The organism is Allobosea sp. TAF32 (genome assembly GCF_052113585.1).
Classification (GTDB): Bacteria; Pseudomonadota; Alphaproteobacteria; order Rhizobiales; family Beijerinckiaceae; genus Allobosea.
The window spans coordinates 133,941-149,260 of record NZ_JBFRDM010000005.1 but is presented as its reverse complement, the minus strand read 5'-3'; the positions used below and the strand labels follow the sequence as shown (position 1 = coordinate 149,260).

Here is a 15,320-nt window from a genome sequence, read left to right as displayed (position 1 = left end):
CGCCCCTCCGCACACCCCGCAGGATCAACCGGATACCCCGACCATGAGCGATTTCGATCTCGTCCTCCGCGGCAACATCGTGCTGTCCGACCGGATCATCGAGGACGGCTATGTTGCCGTCACCGGCGGCAAGATCGGCAAGGTCGGGTCCGGCGCGCCACCTTCGGCCCGCGAGACCCAGGATTTCCGGGGCCAGTGGATTATGCCGGGCGTCATCGACGGCCAGGTCCATTCCGACAGCCAGGCCGATCACGAGGGCATCGGCATGTGTTCCCGCGCGGCGGCGGCCGGCGGCGTCACCGTCATGGTCGACATGCCCTATGACGAGCCCGAGCCCGTGACCAGCGCCAAGCTCTTCAACGAGAAGGTCGCGGTGGTCGAGCGCGACGCCCATGTCGATGTCGCGCTCTACGCCACGATCACCATCGAGAACGGGCTCCATGCCATTCCCGGACTGGTCGAGGCCGGCGCCTGCGCCTTCAAGTTCTCGACCTTCGAGGCCAACCCGACGCGCTTCCCGCGCATCGGCGACGACACGCTCTACGAAGCCTTCAAGTTGATCGAGCCGACCGGCCTGCTCTGCGGCGTCCACAACCAGGACCAGGAGATGACAAGGCGCAATATCGCGAGGCTGATCGAAGCCGGCGATACCGGCCCCGACGCTTTCCTACGCGCCCATACCCCGCTGATCGAGAACCTCGCCACCGCCCGCATCTACGAGATCGGCGCCGAGACGGGCGCTCGCGCCCACGCCGTCCACGTCTCGACCTCGCGCGGTTTCGAGATCTGCAACATGTACAAGCGCGCCGGCACCAAGGCGACGGTCGAGAGCTGCGTGCAGTACTTCATGCTCAATGCCGAGGAGCACGGCCCGCGCTTCGGCGCCAAGATCAAGCACTATCCACCGATCCGCCCGAAGGCCGAGAGCGACCTGCTCTGGAGCCACCTCGCCGCCGGTCATTGCGATTTCATCTCGTCCGACCACGTCTCCTGGGGCCTGGAGAAGAAGGGCGATCCGATGATCTTCAAGAACACCTCGGGCGGCCCGGGCATCGAGACGCTGCTGCCGGCGCTGTGGACCGGCTGCGAGGAACACGGGCTTTCGCCGACCATCGTGGTGAAGCAGCTCTGCGAGGGGCCCGCCAAGGCCTTCCTGCTCGCCGACAAGGGCCGGCTCGAAGCCGGCGCCGATGCCGACATCACCGTGCTGGAGCCCGGCCGTTTCATCCATGATCCCAGCAAGAGCCTCGCGGCGGTGAAGTGGAGCTCCATGGAAGGCCGCGAGTTCCGCGTCCGCGTCGCCGCAACTTACGTGCGCGGCCAGCTCACCTGGGATGGCCAGCAGATCCGCAACAAGGCCGGCGACGGCCGCTTCCTGCGCCCGGCGGCGTAAACGCCATGGCGATCGATCAGGACCGGCTCTGGCGGCGCATCGAGGCGCTCTCTGGGATTACCGACCCGGAGCGTCCGTGGACGCGCCGTTCCTTCACCTCGCGCTTCCTCGAAGGACGAGAATGGCTAGCCGCGGAGTTCCGCGAGGCCGGGCTGGAAACAGAGCTCGACGCCGCCGGCAACCTGATCGGCCGGCTCGCGGGCGCCGATCCCACGCTGAAGCCGATCCTGATCGGCTCGCATTCGGACACTGTGCCCTCCGGCGGCCGTTATGACGGCATCCTCGGCGTGCTCGCCGCGCTGGAGGTGGCGCAGAGCTTCAGCGAGCGCGGCGACAGGCTGCGCCACACGCTGGAGGTCGTCGATTTCCTCGCGGAGGAGCCGAGCGAATTCGGCCTCTCCTGTATCGGCAGCCGCGCGCTCGCAGGCGCCCTGAACGAGCAGCATCTCGCCCTCGCCCGCGCGGACGGCATGACATTGCGCGAAGGCATCGCCTTCGTCGGCGGGCGGCCCGAGGAGTTGGCCTCCGTCAAGCGCGCTGCCGGCGACGTCGCGGCCTATGTCGAAGTCCATATCGAGCAGGGCCGCGTGCTCGAAAATGAGCGCATCCCGATCGGCATCGTCACCGACATCGTCGGCATCCGCCGCGAGCGCATCACCGTGACCGGCCGGGCCGACCATGCCGGCGCGACGCCGATGCCGCTCAGAGCCGACGCGTTGGTCGGCGCCGCGAGGCTGGTCGAGGCTGCCTATAAACGGGCGCTCGCGACCGCGCGCGACAACCAGCCGCTGGTCGCCACCTTCGGGCGCATCGAAGTCAGCCCCAATGCGGCGAATGCCGTCCCCGGCGAGGCCGTGCTGACGCTGGAAGTCCGCTCCGGCAACGAAGCGGCGGTGAAGACCTTTGGCGAAGCGCTGGTGCGCGACCTCCGCCCTGCCCTTGAGGAGTTGCGCCTCACCATCGCGGTCGAGCCGATCAGCCACGTCGCGCCAACGGCCTGTGCGCCTGAAATCCGTTCGGCCATCGCCAATGCCGCGACCTCGCTCGGGCTCGCCACGCGCGACCTGCCGAGCGGCGCCGGGCATGACGGCGTGCAAATCGCCCATATCGGTCCGGTCGGCATGATCTTCGTGCCCTGCCTCGACGGGCGCAGCCATGCGCCCGAGGAATCGATCACGCCCGAGCAGGCTGGCGACGGCGCCCGCGTGCTGGCCGAGACCGTGCGTCTGCTCGATGTGAGCCTGGGCTGAGCCGATGGACTGGGCTTCGGGCGACCTCAAGGAACGCGATCTCTACAAGCTGCTCGTCAACACGGTGCTGCCGCGCCCGATCGCGCTCGTCACCACCGTCGATGCGCAAGGGCGCGCCAACGCCGCGCCCTTCAGCTTCTTCAACGTCTTCAGCCACGCGCCACCGCTGGTCGTGCTCGGCATCGAGGGGCGTGATGGCGCGGTTTCGCCGCTGAAGGATACGATGCGGAACATCCGCGACACCGGCAGCTTCGTCGTCAATCTCGTCGATCGTGCCATGGTCGAGGCGATGCAGATCTGCGCCATCGACTTTCCCGGCGAGGTCGACGAGATCGAGGCCGCTGGGCTCACGACCGCGCCGAGCGCCGCGATTGCAGCGCCGCGGCTCGCCGCTTCCCCCGTCCAGCTCGAATGCCGCGAGACGGTCTCGCTCTCGCTCGGCACGCGCCATCGCAATCTCGTCGTCGGCGAGATCGTCCATCTCCACATCCGCGACGGCATCGTCGACGAGCGCCTGCATGTCGATGTCGACAAGCTCGACCTCGTCGGCCGCCTGCATGGCGCCGACTGGTATGTCGGGCTGCGCGATCGTTTCCAGGCTCCGCGCCAAACGCTCGCAGGCTGGCGCGAACGGACGCGGTCCACCCCGGAAGGAGAGGCGTCGTGAGCGGCACGATCTACGTCATCAATCCCAATTCGACCGAACGCGTGACGCGGGAGATCGACGTCGCCGTCGCGCCGCTGCGCATGGCCGGCGGACCCGCCATCGAATGCCTGACTCTGGCCGAGGGACCGCCCGGCATCCAGTCCCAGCGCGATATCGACGGGCTGATCCCGGCCCTGCTGAAGCGCGCTGCCGGGCTTGAGAACGAGGCGGCGGCTTTCGTCGTCGCCTGCTTCTCCGATCCCGGCATGCATGCGCTGCGGGAGCAAAGCGAGAAGCCAGTGCTCGGCATCGCCGAATCCGGCGTGCTGACGGCGCTGACGCTGGGCCAGCGCTTCGGCATCGTCGCCATGCTCCAGAACTCGATCCCGCGCCATCTGCGCTACCTCGGCGCGATGGGGATGATGGACCGCTTCGCCGGCGACCTGCCGGTCAACCTCACCATCGCCGAGATGGCCGACGACGAACTCACGCTTGGCCGCATGATCGGCGTCGGCCGCAGCCTGCGCGATACGCATCATGCCGACGTGCTGGTCATGGGCTGCGCCGGCATGGCGCGCTTCCGCGAGCCGCTGGAGCAGGAACTGGGCATTCCCGTCGTCGAGCCGACGCAAGCCGCCGTGACGATGGCGATCGGGCGCGTGCGTCTGGGCTGGGGCGGGCGCCCCCTCCGCAAAGGCTGAACCATGGACGATCTGATTGCCGAACTCGCCGGGGTGCTCGGCGAGGCGAATGTCTTCGTCACCCCAGAGGACCAGGCGCCGTTCCTCACCGACTGGCTCGGCAAATATCATGGCGCCGCGCGAGCCGTCATTCGGCCGGGTTCGACCGCGGAGGTCGCCGCCGCGATGCGCATCTGCGCCCGCCACGCCGCGCCCGTCGTTCCGCAGGGCGGCAACACCAGCATGTCGGGCGGTGCGACGCCGGATGAAACCGGCAAGGCCGTCGTCCTGTCGCTCGCACGGCTGAACAGCATTCGCGACATCGACGCTGTCGGCAACACGATCACCGTCGATGCCGGCGTGATTCTGGCGAAGGTGCAGCAGGCGGCCGACGCAGCCGGGCGCTTCTTCCCGCTCAGCCTCGGCGCCGAGGGCAGCTGCACCATCGGCGGCAACCTCGCCGCCAATGCCGGCGGCGTCGCCGTGCTGCGCTACGGCACCATGCGCGAACTCACGCTGGGCCTGGAGGTCGTCCTCGCCGATGGCCGCGTCTGGGACGGGCTGACGGCGCTGCGCAAGGACAATACCGGTTACGCCCTGCGCGATCTCTTCATCGGCTCGGAAGGCACGCTCGGCGTCATCACCGGAGCGGTACTCAAGCTCTTCGCCCAGCCACATGCCCGCGCCAGCGCCTTCGTAGCCGTCGCGGGCGCTGCCGCCGCTCTCTCGCTCCTTGGCGCGGTGCGAGACCGCTGCGGCGACCGGCTGACGGCCTTCGAGTTCATGACGGGCGATTGCCTGTCGCTGATCCTGCGCCATATCGGCGACGCGCGCCTGCCGCTCGCAGCGATGCCGCAGGCCGCGGTGCTGATCGAACTTTCCGACCAGGACGATGAAGCCGGACTGCGCGAACGTCTCGAAGCGGCGCTCGCCGACGGCATTGAGGCGGGTCTCGTGCTCGACGCCGCCATCGCGCAGGACGGCGCGCAGGCCAGGGCGTTCTGGCGCATCCGCGAGGGCGTGTCGGAAGCGCTGGTGCGCGAAGGCAAGGCCGCCAAGCACGACGTCTCGATGCCGGTCTCCGCCATGGCCGATTTCGTCGCCGCGGCCGATGCCGCCGTCCACGCCGTGGCGCCCGGGATCAGCCCGATCGTCTTCGGCCATCTCGGCGACGGCAACCTGCACTACAACCTCTTGCCGGCCGAGGGACAGGATCCCGCAGCCTTCGCGGCACTTGCGCCCGAGCTCACCCGCGTCGTCCACGACGAGATCGGCCGGCGTCGCGGCTCGATCAGCGCCGAGCACGGCATCGGCCAATTGCGCGTCTCCGAGATGCCGCGGCGCAAGGCGCCGCTCGAACTCGAGCTGATGCACCAGCTCAAGCACCTGCTCGATCCGGCAGGCCTGCTCAATCCCGGCAAGCTTCTGCCGCCATCCACCAAGAACTGAGGACGATCATGGCTCTGCTCGATGAAACCGCTGGGGGTGTCTACGTCATCGCGGTGACGCCCTTCACCGAAACCGGTGCGCTCGATCTCGACAGTACCGACCGCATGGTCGATTTCTATCTGGAGAAGGGCGCGACCGGCCTCACCGTGCTCGGCATGATGGGCGAAGCACCCAAGCTGACCGCCGACGAATCCCGCATCTTCGTGCGCCGCGTGCTGGCGCGGGTGCAGGGCCGCGTCCCGGTCGTCGCCGGCGTCTCCGCGCCCGGCTTCGCAGCGATGCGCGAGCTTAGCGACAGCGTGATGGATGACGGCGCCGCCGGCGTCATGGTCGCACCGCCCTCCAACCTGCGCACCGACGACCAGATCGTCTCCTACTACGCCATGGTGGCCGAGACGCTGGGGCCGAAGACGCCCTTCGTCCTGCAGGATTTCCCGCTCGTCACCCAGGTGCAGATCACCCCGGCGGTGATCCTCAAGATCGTAGCTGCCCATCCCAGCTGCGTGATGCTCAAGCATGAGGACTGGCCCGGCCTGGCCAAGATTTCTGCCCTGCGCGCGGCCAGCGACCAGGGCGGCCGGCGCATCTCGATCCTCGTCGGCAATGGCGGGATGTTCCTGCCGGAAGAGCTCTCGCGCGGCGCCGACGGCGCCATGACCGGCTTCGCCTATCCCGAGATGATGGTCGATGTCTGGAAGGCGCATGCCGCCGGCAACGTCGAGCGGGCGCATGACCTCTTCGACGCCTATCTGCCGCTCGCCCGCTACGAGCAGCAGCCCGGCCTCGGCCTCGCCATCCGCAAGCACATCCTGGCGAAGCGCGGCGCGATCGCCTCCGGTGCGCTCCGCAAGCCCGGCGGAGCATTGTCGAAGGTCGATATCGCCGATATCGAGCGGCTCATCGCGCGGCAGGAGCTGCGCCTCAAGGAGATCGGCTGATGGATCTGGGACTCGTCGGAAAGCGCGCGCTCGTACTGGGCGCCAGCCGCGGCCTCGGCGCGGCGATCGCACGGACGCTCGCCGCGGAAGGCGCGACCGTGATCGCCGCAGCCCGCAGCGCCGATGTGACGGAAAGCTGGATCGCGGCCCTGCCGGCGGGCCAGCGCGGCCGTGTCAGCGCCGCCAAGCTCGATCTCGCCGATCTTGCTTCGGTCGACGCACTCTCCGACCGCCTCGTCGCGGAAGGCGGGGTCGACATCCTGATCGGCAATTCCGGCGGCCCGCCGCCCGGCGAAGCGCGGGACGCCAAACGCGACGACTGGCTGAAGCATTTCGAGGGCATGGCCGCGAATCTCTTCCATCTGACGCAGCGCCTTTTGCCCGGCATGGCGGAGCGCGGCTGGGGTCGCATCGTCACCATCGCTTCCTCCGGCGTCGAACAGCCGATCCCGCGCCTCGCTCTCTCCAACGGCATCCGCGCCGCCGTGATCGGCTGGTCGAAGACCCTCGCCTCGGAAGTCGCCGGTAGTGGCGTCACGGTCAACGTCGTCCTGCCCGGCCGCATCCACACCGAGCGCGTCGACCAGCTCGATGATGCCGCGGCCACACGCAGCGGCGGGACACGCGATTCCGTCGCGCAGGCGTCGATGGCGACGATCCCGGCCGGGCGCTACGGCAAGCCGCAGGAATTCGCCGATGTCGTCACCTTCCTCGCCAGCGAGCGGGCAAGCTACGTGACCGGCGCGAAGATCCGCATCGATGGCGGCCTGATCAGAGGCATCTGAGCGCGCGCCCGTCTGCGTCAGCGACAAGAGCGCTGGCGCAGTTTCAGGGACATGACGCCCCCATATCGATCTGTGGGATGGCATGTCGGTGACTCGTCGCCGGCACAGGCGCGAATGGCCTCACCCGCCTCGACACGGCGCCAGAAAAGCAAAAAGCGCCGGAAGATCCGACGCTTGCATGCTTCTCAAGTCCTGAGATTGTCTGGAGCGGGCGAAGGGATTCGAACCCTCGACCCCAACCTTGGCAAGGTTGTGCTCTACCCCTGAGCTACACCCGCATCCGAGACAGTCGCGCCGTGGCGGCGCGGTCGGGTTATTGCCCCAAAGCGCGGCGGAGCGCAAGCACCTGGCGAAAGTTTTTTGCCGGCCGTTGATAACTGCCCCGCCGGCAGGGCCGCTTGCCGTCGGCACGAGGCGAGGCTAGGCATCCCAAATAGCGCCGCCTCCCGCTCCAGCGGCGGATAAGCGCCGTGCCCGACCTGTTTCCGACGCTTGCGACCACCGGCTTGCCATGATGAACACGCCCATCACGCCCGATCAGCTCTGCCAATATCTGTCCGAGCGCGGCATCGCCTTCCACCGCACCGATCATCCAGCCGTGTTCACCGTGGCCGAAACGGCGCCGCACCGCGACGAGATGATCGGCCACCACACCAAGAACCTGTTCCTCAAGGACAAGAAGGGGCGGCTGTTCCTGGTCTCGGCCGAGGCTCACGCGCGCATCGATCTCAAGCGGCTGCACGAGACGATCGGCGCCAGCGGCCGGCTCTCCTTCGGCTCCGCCGAGCTCTTGATGGAGAAGCTCGGCGTCACGCCGGGCTCGGTCACCGCCTTCGCCGTGGTCAACGACCGTGCCTGCGACGTCACCATGGTGCTGGACGCCAATCTGATGACCGGCGAGGACGTCAACTTCCACCCGCTGATCAATACGGCCACGCTCAGGGTCGGCCGCGACGATTTCCTCGCTTTCCTCAGGCAGACCGGCCATGAGCCGCTGATCGTCGATTTGCCCGTCCCGCCCGATGGACAGAACGGCTGAAGCATCCCATCTATGGGGCAACTGCGCAGGCGCCCGTTCCGGCGCGCCGGCGCCTCTACGAAGCATCACGAAGGGCGACCCATGCTGGTCAATGGCGAGGCGGCCGAGCAACCCGGCCTGATCAAGGACACCACGACACAGGGCTTCCGCGAGGACGTCATCGCCGAATCGATGAAGCAGCCGGTGCTGATCGATTTCTGGGCGCCCTGGTGCGGCCCCTGCAAGCAGCTCACCCCCGTCATCGAGAAGGTGGTCAAGGCTGCCGGCGGCAAGGTCAAGCTCGTCAAGATGAATATCGACGATCACCCGCAGATTCCCGGCCAGCTCGGCATCCAGTCGATTCCGGCCGTCATCGCCTTCAAGCAGGGCCAGCCGATCGACGGCTTCATGGGCGCCCAGCCGGAAAGCCAGGTGAAGGCCTTCATCGAGCGCCTCGTCGGCCCGATGGGCCCCGGCGCGACGGAGGAACTGATCACGGCTGCGCAGGCCGCCATCGAGGCCGGCGACCCGGCCGGCGCCAGCGAGCTCTATGCCGGCGTGCTGCAGGTGGAACCTGACAATCTCGCCGCCATCGCCGGGCTGTCGCGGCTGCATCTCGACAACGGCGATATCGAAGGGGCCAAGGGCATCCTCGCCATGGCACCGCAGGACAAGGCTGCGGACCCGGCCGTCACGGCCCTGCGCGCCGCGATCGAACTCGCCGAGCAGGCTGCCTCGCTCGGCGACACCGCCGAGCTCGAGGCGAAGGTCGCGGCCAATGCGAAGGATCATCAGGCCCGCTTCGATCTGGCGCTGGCCTTGAATGCCCGCGACAGGCGCGACGAGGCGGTCGACCATCTGATCGCCATCATCGGGGCCGACAGGAAGTGGAACGATGATGGCGCGCGCAAGCAGCTCCTGCAGTTCTTCGAGGCCTGGGGCCCGATGGATGACGCGAGCGTCGCCGGCCGCCGCAAGCTGTCGACCTTGTTGTTCTCCTGACCGCCGAGAGGACGGAACCGCACATGGGCATAAACGCCGTCTATGAGGGGGCCGGGGATTGCCCTGAGGTGATCCCGCTCTTCCCCTTGAGCGGCGCGCTGCTCCTGCCGCGCGGCCAGATGCCTCTCAACGTCTTCGAACCGCGCTATCTTGCCATGATCGACGACGCGCTGAAGAGCGAGCGGGTCATCGGCATGATTCAGCCCGAGCCAGAGGTTGGCCGCCAGCCGGAAATCCCTCCGCTGCTCAAGGTCGGCTGCCTCGGCCGGATCACTCAGCTCGCGGAAACCGGCGACGGGCGCTACATCATCACCCTGACCGGGATCAGCCGGTTCCGGCTGCTGGATGAATTGTCGGTCACAACCCCCTACCGGCAGGCACGCGTCGATTACGAGCCCTTCGCCGCGGATTTCGTCGCCCGCACCGGCGAGGAGGAGGTCGATCGCAAGGGCCTGCTCAAAGCGCTCAAAGACTTCGCCAAGGCGAACGACCTCAAGATCGACTGGAAGGGCGTCAACGAGGCTCCCAATGAGGCCCTCGTCAACGCGCTCTCGATGATGTGCCCGTTCGGGCCGCGCGAGAAACAGGCACTTCTCGAGGCGCGGACGCTGAAGGATCGGGCGGAGGTGCTGGTCGCGATCACCGAGATCGAGCTGGCCCGCGGCGGCAGCGACCCGGACACCACCCTGCAGTGACCGTCGCCGCGCCACCTGCCGAAGCTCCGCCGACAGTCTGGCCGCCGCGCCGCGCGGTCGTGGCGTGGATCTTCTTCGACTGGTCGGCGCAACCTTTCTTCACGCTGATCACCACCTTCGTCTTCGCGCCGTTCTTCGCCTCGGTGCTGACGAGCGATCCGGCGGAGGGGCAGGCGCTGTGGGGCTATGCGACCGGGCTAGCGGGCCTTTGCATCGCTCTGCTCTCGCCCCTGCTCGGCGGCATCGCCGACAGGACCGGGCCGCGCAAGCCCTGGATCGCGGCTTTCGGGGCGCTGCTGGTGGTCGGCTCGGCGATGCTCTGGTTCGCGGTGCCGGGCTCGGCCTTCGCGGTGACGATCGCACTCGCCGGTTTCGTCATCGCGACGATCGGCGCCGAGTTCGCGACGACCTTCAACAACGCGATGATGACGCGGCTCGTGCCGCCGGAGCGGCTGGGCTGGCTCTCCGGCACAGGCTGGGCCGTCGGCTATCTCGGCGGGCTCTTGTCGCTCGCGATAACGCTCGGGCTGCTTGCGGCCGATCCGCATACCGGCAAGACGCTGGCAGGCATCGCGCCGATCTTCGGGCTGGACGCGGCCGCGCGGGAGGGCGACCGCTTCTCCGGCCCGCTCACGGCGCTATGGTTCGTCATCTTCGTCACGCCGATGTTCCTGCTCACCCCGAATTCGCGCAAGACGGGCCTGAGCCTCGCCGAGGCGGCCAGCGGTGGCGTCGGGCGGCTGAAGGCGACACTGGCCGAGCTGCCGAAGCTGCCATCGCTCGGCCGCTTCCTGCTCGCCAACATGATCTACCAGGATGCGCTGGTCGCGCTCTTCGCCTTCGGCGGAATCTATGCGGCCGGCGTCTTCGGCTGGCAGACCATCGAGCTCGGCGTCTTCGGCATTCTGCTCACCCTCACCGGCACGCTCGGCGCCTGGCTCGGCGGCAAGCTCGACGACGCCATCGGAGGCAAGCCGGTCATTCTAGGGGCGATCGCCTGCCTGCTCTTTGCCTGCCTGGGCATCCTCTCGCTGAGTGCCGACCATATCCTGTTCGTGATCCCGGCCACCCCGCACGCTCCCGGCGACGGGCTCTACGCTTCGCTGCCGGAGCGGGTCTATCTCGGTCTCGGCCTGCTGATCGGCCTCGTCGCCGGCCCGTTGCAGGCGGCTTCCCGCAGCCTGATGGCGCGGCTCGCGCCGCCCGGCCGCATCGGCGAGTTCTTCGGGCTCTTCGCCCTGTCGGGCAAGGTCACGTCCTTCATGGGCCCGACGCTGGTCGCGCTGGCGACCAGCGTCTTCGCCAGTCAGCGGGCGGGGCTTGCCGTCCTGATCGTCTTCTTCCTGGCAGGCGCGGCGTTGCTCGCCGGCGTCACAGTGAAACGGGCGCCGTAGCGCCCGTTCTGATCGTCAGCGAACCAGGATGTTCCGGAACTGCCAGGGATCGCTGGTATCGATATCCTCCGGGAACAACCCCGGACGGCCATCGAGCGGCGTCCAGTCGGTGTAATAGCCCTTCACCGGCCCGAGATAGGGCCGTTGGATCTCGAGGCAGCGGTTGAAGTCGAGCTCTTCGACCTCGACGATCCCGGCGCGCGGATTCTCCAGCGCCCAGACCATGCCGGCGAGCACGGAAGAGGTCACCTGCAGACCGGTCGCGGTCTGGTAGGGCGCGAGCGAACGCGCCTCCTCGGTCGAGAGCTGCGAGCCGAACCAGTAGGCGCCCTTCTCATGGCCGTAGAGTAGCACGCCGAGCTCGTCGATGCCGTCGACAACCTCGTTCTCCTCGAGGATGTGCTGCTCCTCCTGCGGGCGGCCGGCATTGCCGAACATCTCGTGCAGCGAGAGCACGGCATCGTTCGCCGGGTGGTAGGCGTAGTGGCAGGTCGGCCGGAAGATGGCGCTGCCGGTCTCGTCGCGCACGGTGAAATAGTCCGCGATCGAAATCGACTCGTTATGCGTCACGAGGAACCCGTACTGGGGGCCGGGCGTCGGGCACCAGCTGCGGACCTTGGTCTCGGCCCCGGCCTGCATCAGATAGATCGCCGCCTGCGAGCCTGTCTCGTGGCCATGGGCATTCGCCGGCATCCACTTCTCGTGGGTGCCCCAGCCGAGTTCGGCGGGTTGCACGGCTTCCGCGATGAAGCCCTCGACCGACCAGGTGTTGACGAAGACGCCCGGCGGCTTGGGGTTCTTCGAACGCTGCGTATCGCGCTCGGCGATATGGATGCCCTTGACGCCGACGCGCTGCATCAGCGCCGCCCATTCCTCACGGGTGTTCGGCTGCGTCGCATTGAGACGCATATCGGCGGCAAGGTTCGTCAGTGCCCGCTTCACCAGCGAGGAGACCATGCCGGGATTGGCGCCGCAGCAGGAGACGGCCGTCGGGCTGCCCGCCGGGCGCGCCCGCTTGGCGGCGAGCGTCATCTCGCGCAGCGCATAGTTCGAGCGCTCGGCCGGGCCCTTGCTCTCGTCGAAATAGAAGCCGAGCCAGGGCTCGTTGACCGTATCGATATAGAGCGCACCGAGGCTGGAGGCGAGTTCCATCAGATCGCGCGAGCCGGTATCGCAGGACAGGTTCACGCAGAAGCCCTGCCCGCCGCCGGCGGTCAGCAGCGGCTCCAGGATCTCCTTGTAGTTAGCCGGCGTCAGCGCTTCCTGGATGAAGCGGATGCCGCGCTCGTCGAGCAGGTGGCGATTGGAATCATCGGGAGCAATGACGACGAAGCGGCTCTTGTCGAACTTGAAGTGCCGTTCGAGCAGCGGCAGCGTACCGCGGCCGATCGAGCCGAAGCCGATCATCACGATCGGGCCGGTGATCTCGCCGTAGACGGGCCAATTCGTCATTCTCTGTAACTCCTGGGTTCTGGGGGTAAAAAAGGTCGAAAGGGTCGTATGGGCGCAAAATCGCGCCGTCAATCGCCGGAACGCCTTCCATGCGGGTGAGCGCATGGAAAGCGCCGGGCGATGACGGCGCGATGACGATGGATGTGAAGCGTCAGGCGGCCTGCGCCACCTCGTCCGCTTCCACGGCCGCTGGGATCATGGCACCGCCGGCTACGAGCACGCCGCTTGCACCATCGAGCGCGCCCTCGCGCAATTCGATGGCGAGGAAGCGCTCGCGCTCGACCGGGCCGGGCATGGCGAGGTCGCGGGTCAACGCCGCATCGAAGCCGAACCGTGCGTAATAGGGCGCGTCGCCGACGAGGATGACCGCGCCATGCCCGCGGCAGGCCGCACGCCAGAGCGCCTCGCGCATCATCGCCTTGCCGAGCCCCTCGCCTTGGAGTTCCGGCTTGACCGCGAGCGGGCCGAGCAGCAGCGCCGGCACGCCATCGGCTTCCACATGCCAGAGGCGGACCGTCGCCAGCAGCTCGCCGTCACGCTCGGCGGTCAGGGCAAGCCCCTGCGCCGGCAGACGGCCCTCGCGCAGGCGCTCGCTGGACTTGGCGGTGCGGCGCTCGCCCAGGCAACGGTCAAGCAGCGCCTCGCGGGCGGGAATGTCGTTGGCGATCTCGTCGCGGATCGTGATCATGACGCACCTCCTGCCGGAGCGCCTGCGCTCACGCAGACCTTCCCGGCGCCGCGCGAGCGCGGCCACAAGCGGATGGATTGTGTGGAAGGGGGTCCGGCGGGAGCCACGCCCGCATCTCCGTTCTGGAGATACGAACGCTCCACCCGACTGGCGTCGGACAGCCTGCCATGCGGCAGGGCGCTTCGCCGGACCCGATTGGCATGGGGGCGGCGGAAGCCGCCCCGTACTTTCCGTCAGATGACGTACTGCTTCAGCGGCGGGAAGCCGTTGAAGGCGACGGACGCATAGGTCGTCGTATAGGCGCCCGTGCCTTCGATCAGCACCTTGTCGCCGATCTCCAGCGAGAAGGGCAGCATGTATGGGGTCTTCTCGTACATGACGTCGACAGAGTCGCAGGTCGGGCCGGCGAGCACGCACGGGACGGTCGCATCGCCATCGCGCGTCGTGCGGATGGGGTAGCGGATCGCCTCGTCCATGGTCTCGGCGAGACCATTGAACTTGCCGATGTCGAGATAGACCCAGCGGACCTCGTCCGACTCGGCCTTCTTCGAGATCAACACGACCTCGGCCTCGATCAGGCCGGCTTCGCCGACCATGCCGCGGCCCGGCTCGATGATCGTCTCGGGCAGCTGGTTGCCGAAATGCTTCGACAGCGCCCGGAAGATCGCATCGCCATAGGACGGCACGCCCGGAATCGGCTTCAGGTAGCGCGCCGGGAAGCCGCCGCCCAAATTGACCATCGACAGCGAAATGCCGCGGGTGGCGCACTCCTTGAAGATCGCCGAGGCCGAGGCCAGGGCGGAATCCCAGGCGTTCACATTCGCCTGCTGCGAGCCGACATGGAACGAGATGCCATAGGCCAGCAGGCCGAGGCGATGGCCGTGCTCGAGCACGTCCGCGGCCATTTCGGGCACGCAGCCGAACTTGCGCGACAGCGGCCAGTCGGCGCCGGCGCCGTCGCAGAGGATACGGCAGAAGATGCGCGCGTCCGTCGTGCCGGTCTTCTCGGCAGAACGAGCGACCTTCTCGACCTCGGCCGTGCAGTCGACGGCGAAAAGACGCACGCCGAGCTCCATGGCGCGCACGACGTCGCGCTCCTTCTTGATGGTGTTGCCGAAGGAGATGCGGTCGGCGGTGGCGCCGGCAGCGAGCGCGAGCTCGATCTCGACGACCGAGGCGCAATCGAAGCAGGAGCCGAGCTTGGCCAGCAGGGCGAGCACTTCCGCCGCCGGATTAGCCTTCACCGCGTAGAAGACGCGGGTGTCGGGCAGCGCGCGGGCGAAGGCATGATAATTCTCACGCACGACATCGGTGTCGATGACGACGCAGGGCCCGTCCTCACGTCGGGTGCGAAGAAACTCACGGATGCGGTCGGTCATGAGACGCGACTCCCCTACGACGCAAGCGGCGTCGATGCGATGTATCGCCGAACGAATCGCTGTCATCGCAAGGCGCTGTGGAGACGCCTTCGACAACGGACGAAACGTCCGGACCCGAAACACCGTTCGATTGGGGAAGACCCCGCACGGCCGGCAATGAAGGACAAGCCTCTTCGGTGCCGGCCTGTGGAAAGCCGGCGAGACCAAAAAAGCCCGCTCCGTCGTTGCTTTAAGCTGCGTCCCCCGTGGAGATTCGGGGTTCGCCGGTTTTGCCTCCGGCTGCTGGTCTGTGTCGGGGAACGTCTCTCTTGCGAGAAACGGGAAGCGTGATTTGAGGGATGTCCATCCCCTCCATCCGTCTTCCAACCCCTGGCGGCTGTCCGGCCTCTTGTCCGGATGCCCACCGACCAGCACGCGGCCACAGGCACGTGCGAATTGGGTGAACGCGATATACGGATGCCGGCCCCGGACCACAAGTGTTTTGTGCACCCTGAGCCGCATTTTTTTGCAGGGTCGATCCGAGCCCATTCGGGAACGGATTAACGGCAAAA

At 67.7% G+C, this 15,320-nt stretch carries 14 protein-coding genes and 1 tRNA gene; 11 read left to right on the top strand and 4 right to left on the bottom strand.

Going from position 1 to position 15,320, the window contains the following annotated elements; all coding sequences use genetic code 11:
* Nucleotides 1-43: 43 nt before the first annotated feature.
* Genes AB4Z16_RS12470 through AB4Z16_RS12440 form a run of 7 tightly spaced genes read left to right on the top strand, consistent with a single transcriptional unit; the run spans nucleotide 44 to nucleotide 7,141 of the window.
* Nucleotides 44-1,393 (top strand): dihydroorotase, encoded by a 1,350-nt coding sequence (locus AB4Z16_RS12470; RefSeq protein WP_441511666.1) that lies wholly within the window; start codon nucleotides 44-46, stop codon nucleotides 1,391-1,393.
* 5 nt (nucleotides 1,394-1,398) lie between these two features.
* A complete protein-coding gene (locus AB4Z16_RS12465) occupies nucleotides 1,399-2,643 on the top strand; it encodes a Zn-dependent hydrolase (protein ID WP_441511665.1) in 1,245 nt (414 codons plus the stop codon).
* Between the two features lie 4 nt (nucleotides 2,644-2,647).
* Nucleotides 2,648-3,310 carry a flavin reductase family protein gene (locus tag AB4Z16_RS12460; RefSeq protein WP_441511664.1) on the top strand — a complete coding sequence of 221 codons (663 nt, stop codon included), beginning with the start codon at nucleotides 2,648-2,650 and terminating at the stop codon, nucleotides 3,308-3,310.
* On the top strand, nucleotides 3,307-3,990 hold the full coding sequence (locus AB4Z16_RS12455; protein WP_441511663.1) for an aspartate/glutamate racemase family protein: 684 nt from the start codon (nucleotides 3,307-3,309) through the stop codon (nucleotides 3,988-3,990). Before AB4Z16_RS12460 ends, AB4Z16_RS12455 begins: the two co-directional genes overlap by 4 nt.
* 3 nt (nucleotides 3,991-3,993) lie before the next feature.
* Nucleotides 3,994-5,418, top strand: a complete 1,425-nt coding sequence (locus AB4Z16_RS12450) for an FAD-binding oxidoreductase (RefSeq protein ID WP_441511662.1) — start codon at nucleotides 3,994-3,996, stop codon at nucleotides 5,416-5,418.
* 8 nt (nucleotides 5,419-5,426) lie between these two features.
* Nucleotides 5,427-6,356: a dihydrodipicolinate synthase family protein gene (locus tag AB4Z16_RS12445; RefSeq protein WP_441511661.1), complete on the top strand. Its 930-nt coding sequence runs from the start codon at nucleotides 5,427-5,429 to the stop codon at nucleotides 6,354-6,356.
* Nucleotides 6,356-7,141, top strand: a complete 786-nt coding sequence (locus AB4Z16_RS12440; RefSeq protein ID WP_441511660.1) for an SDR family oxidoreductase — start codon at nucleotides 6,356-6,358, stop codon at nucleotides 7,139-7,141. The genes AB4Z16_RS12445 and AB4Z16_RS12440 overlap by 1 nt, the downstream gene beginning before the upstream one ends.
* A 203-nt stretch (nucleotides 7,142-7,344) precedes the next feature.
* Here the strand turns inward: AB4Z16_RS12440 and AB4Z16_RS12435 are convergent.
* A tRNA-Gly gene (locus tag AB4Z16_RS12435) sits at nucleotides 7,345-7,419 on the bottom strand.
* 233 nt (nucleotides 7,420-7,652) lie between these two features.
* Here AB4Z16_RS12435 and AB4Z16_RS12430 point away from each other — a divergent pair.
* From AB4Z16_RS12430 to AB4Z16_RS12415, 4 genes are all read left to right on the top strand, one after another.
* Nucleotides 7,653-8,180: a prolyl-tRNA synthetase associated domain-containing protein gene (locus AB4Z16_RS12430; protein ID WP_441511659.1), complete on the top strand. Its 528-nt coding sequence runs from the start codon at nucleotides 7,653-7,655 to the stop codon at nucleotides 8,178-8,180.
* A gap of 81 nt (nucleotides 8,181-8,261) precedes the next feature.
* Complete coding sequence (gene trxA / locus AB4Z16_RS12425) at nucleotides 8,262-9,161, top strand: thioredoxin (RefSeq protein ID WP_441511658.1); 900 nt, start codon at nucleotides 8,262-8,264, stop codon at nucleotides 9,159-9,161.
* A gap of 23 nt (nucleotides 9,162-9,184) precedes the next feature.
* Nucleotides 9,185-9,856, top strand: a complete 672-nt coding sequence (locus AB4Z16_RS12420) for an LON peptidase substrate-binding domain-containing protein (RefSeq protein ID WP_441511657.1) — start codon at nucleotides 9,185-9,187, stop codon at nucleotides 9,854-9,856.
* Entirely contained in the window at nucleotides 9,853-11,250 is a 1,398-nt protein-coding gene (locus AB4Z16_RS12415; protein ID WP_441511656.1) for an MFS transporter, read from the top strand. Before AB4Z16_RS12420 ends, AB4Z16_RS12415 begins: the two co-directional genes overlap by 4 nt.
* 15 nt (nucleotides 11,251-11,265) lie before the next feature.
* Here the strand turns inward: AB4Z16_RS12415 and AB4Z16_RS12410 are convergent, their stop codons facing one another.
* The 3 genes from AB4Z16_RS12410 to AB4Z16_RS12400 form a co-directional block, all read right to left on the bottom strand.
* The gene (locus tag AB4Z16_RS12410; RefSeq protein WP_441511655.1) at nucleotides 11,266-12,702 is read right to left on the bottom strand and encodes a homospermidine synthase; all 1,437 of its coding nucleotides are present in this window, start codon (nucleotides 12,700-12,702) and stop codon (nucleotides 11,266-11,268) included.
* 151 nt (nucleotides 12,703-12,853) lie between these two features.
* The gene (locus AB4Z16_RS12405; protein ID WP_441511654.1) at nucleotides 12,854-13,390 is read right to left on the bottom strand and encodes a GNAT family N-acetyltransferase; all 537 of its coding nucleotides are present in this window, start codon (nucleotides 13,388-13,390) and stop codon (nucleotides 12,854-12,856) included.
* A gap of 233 nt (nucleotides 13,391-13,623) precedes the next feature.
* Nucleotides 13,624-14,769, bottom strand: a complete 1,146-nt coding sequence (locus AB4Z16_RS12400; protein WP_441511653.1) for a type III PLP-dependent enzyme — start codon at nucleotides 14,767-14,769, stop codon at nucleotides 13,624-13,626.
* Between the last annotated feature and the right edge of the window lie 551 nt (nucleotides 14,770-15,320).

Bases quoted from the DNA above. Each gene is read 5' to 3' on its own strand.
- AB4Z16_RS12470 (WP_441511666.1), top strand. From the start codon at position 44: ATGAGCGATTTCGATCTCGTCCTCCGCGGCAACATCGTGCTGTCCGAC.
- AB4Z16_RS12430 (WP_441511659.1), top strand. From the start codon at position 7,653: ATGATGAACACGCCCATCACGCCCGATCAGCTCTGCCAATATCTGTCC.
- AB4Z16_RS12400 (WP_441511653.1), bottom strand. From the start codon at position 14,769: ATGACCGACCGCATCCGTGAGTTTCTTCGCACCCGACGTGAGGACGGG.
- AB4Z16_RS12410 (WP_441511655.1), bottom strand. From the start codon at position 12,702: ATGACGAATTGGCCCGTCTACGGCGAGATCACCGGCCCGATCGTGATG.
- trxA (WP_441511658.1), top strand. From the start codon at position 8,262: ATGCTGGTCAATGGCGAGGCGGCCGAGCAACCCGGCCTGATCAAGGAC.
- AB4Z16_RS12460 (WP_441511664.1), top strand. From the start codon at position 2,648: ATGGACTGGGCTTCGGGCGACCTCAAGGAACGCGATCTCTACAAGCTG.
- AB4Z16_RS12440 (WP_441511660.1), top strand. From the start codon at position 6,356: ATGGATCTGGGACTCGTCGGAAAGCGCGCGCTCGTACTGGGCGCCAGC.
- AB4Z16_RS12450 (WP_441511662.1), top strand. From the start codon at position 3,994: ATGGACGATCTGATTGCCGAACTCGCCGGGGTGCTCGGCGAGGCGAAT.
- AB4Z16_RS12465 (WP_441511665.1), top strand. From the start codon at position 1,399: ATGGCGATCGATCAGGACCGGCTCTGGCGGCGCATCGAGGCGCTCTCT.
- AB4Z16_RS12420 (WP_441511657.1), top strand. From the start codon at position 9,185: ATGGGCATAAACGCCGTCTATGAGGGGGCCGGGGATTGCCCTGAGGTG.
- AB4Z16_RS12445 (WP_441511661.1), top strand. From the start codon at position 5,427: ATGGCTCTGCTCGATGAAACCGCTGGGGGTGTCTACGTCATCGCGGTG.
- AB4Z16_RS12405 (WP_441511654.1), bottom strand. From the start codon at position 13,390: ATGATCACGATCCGCGACGAGATCGCCAACGACATTCCCGCCCGCGAG.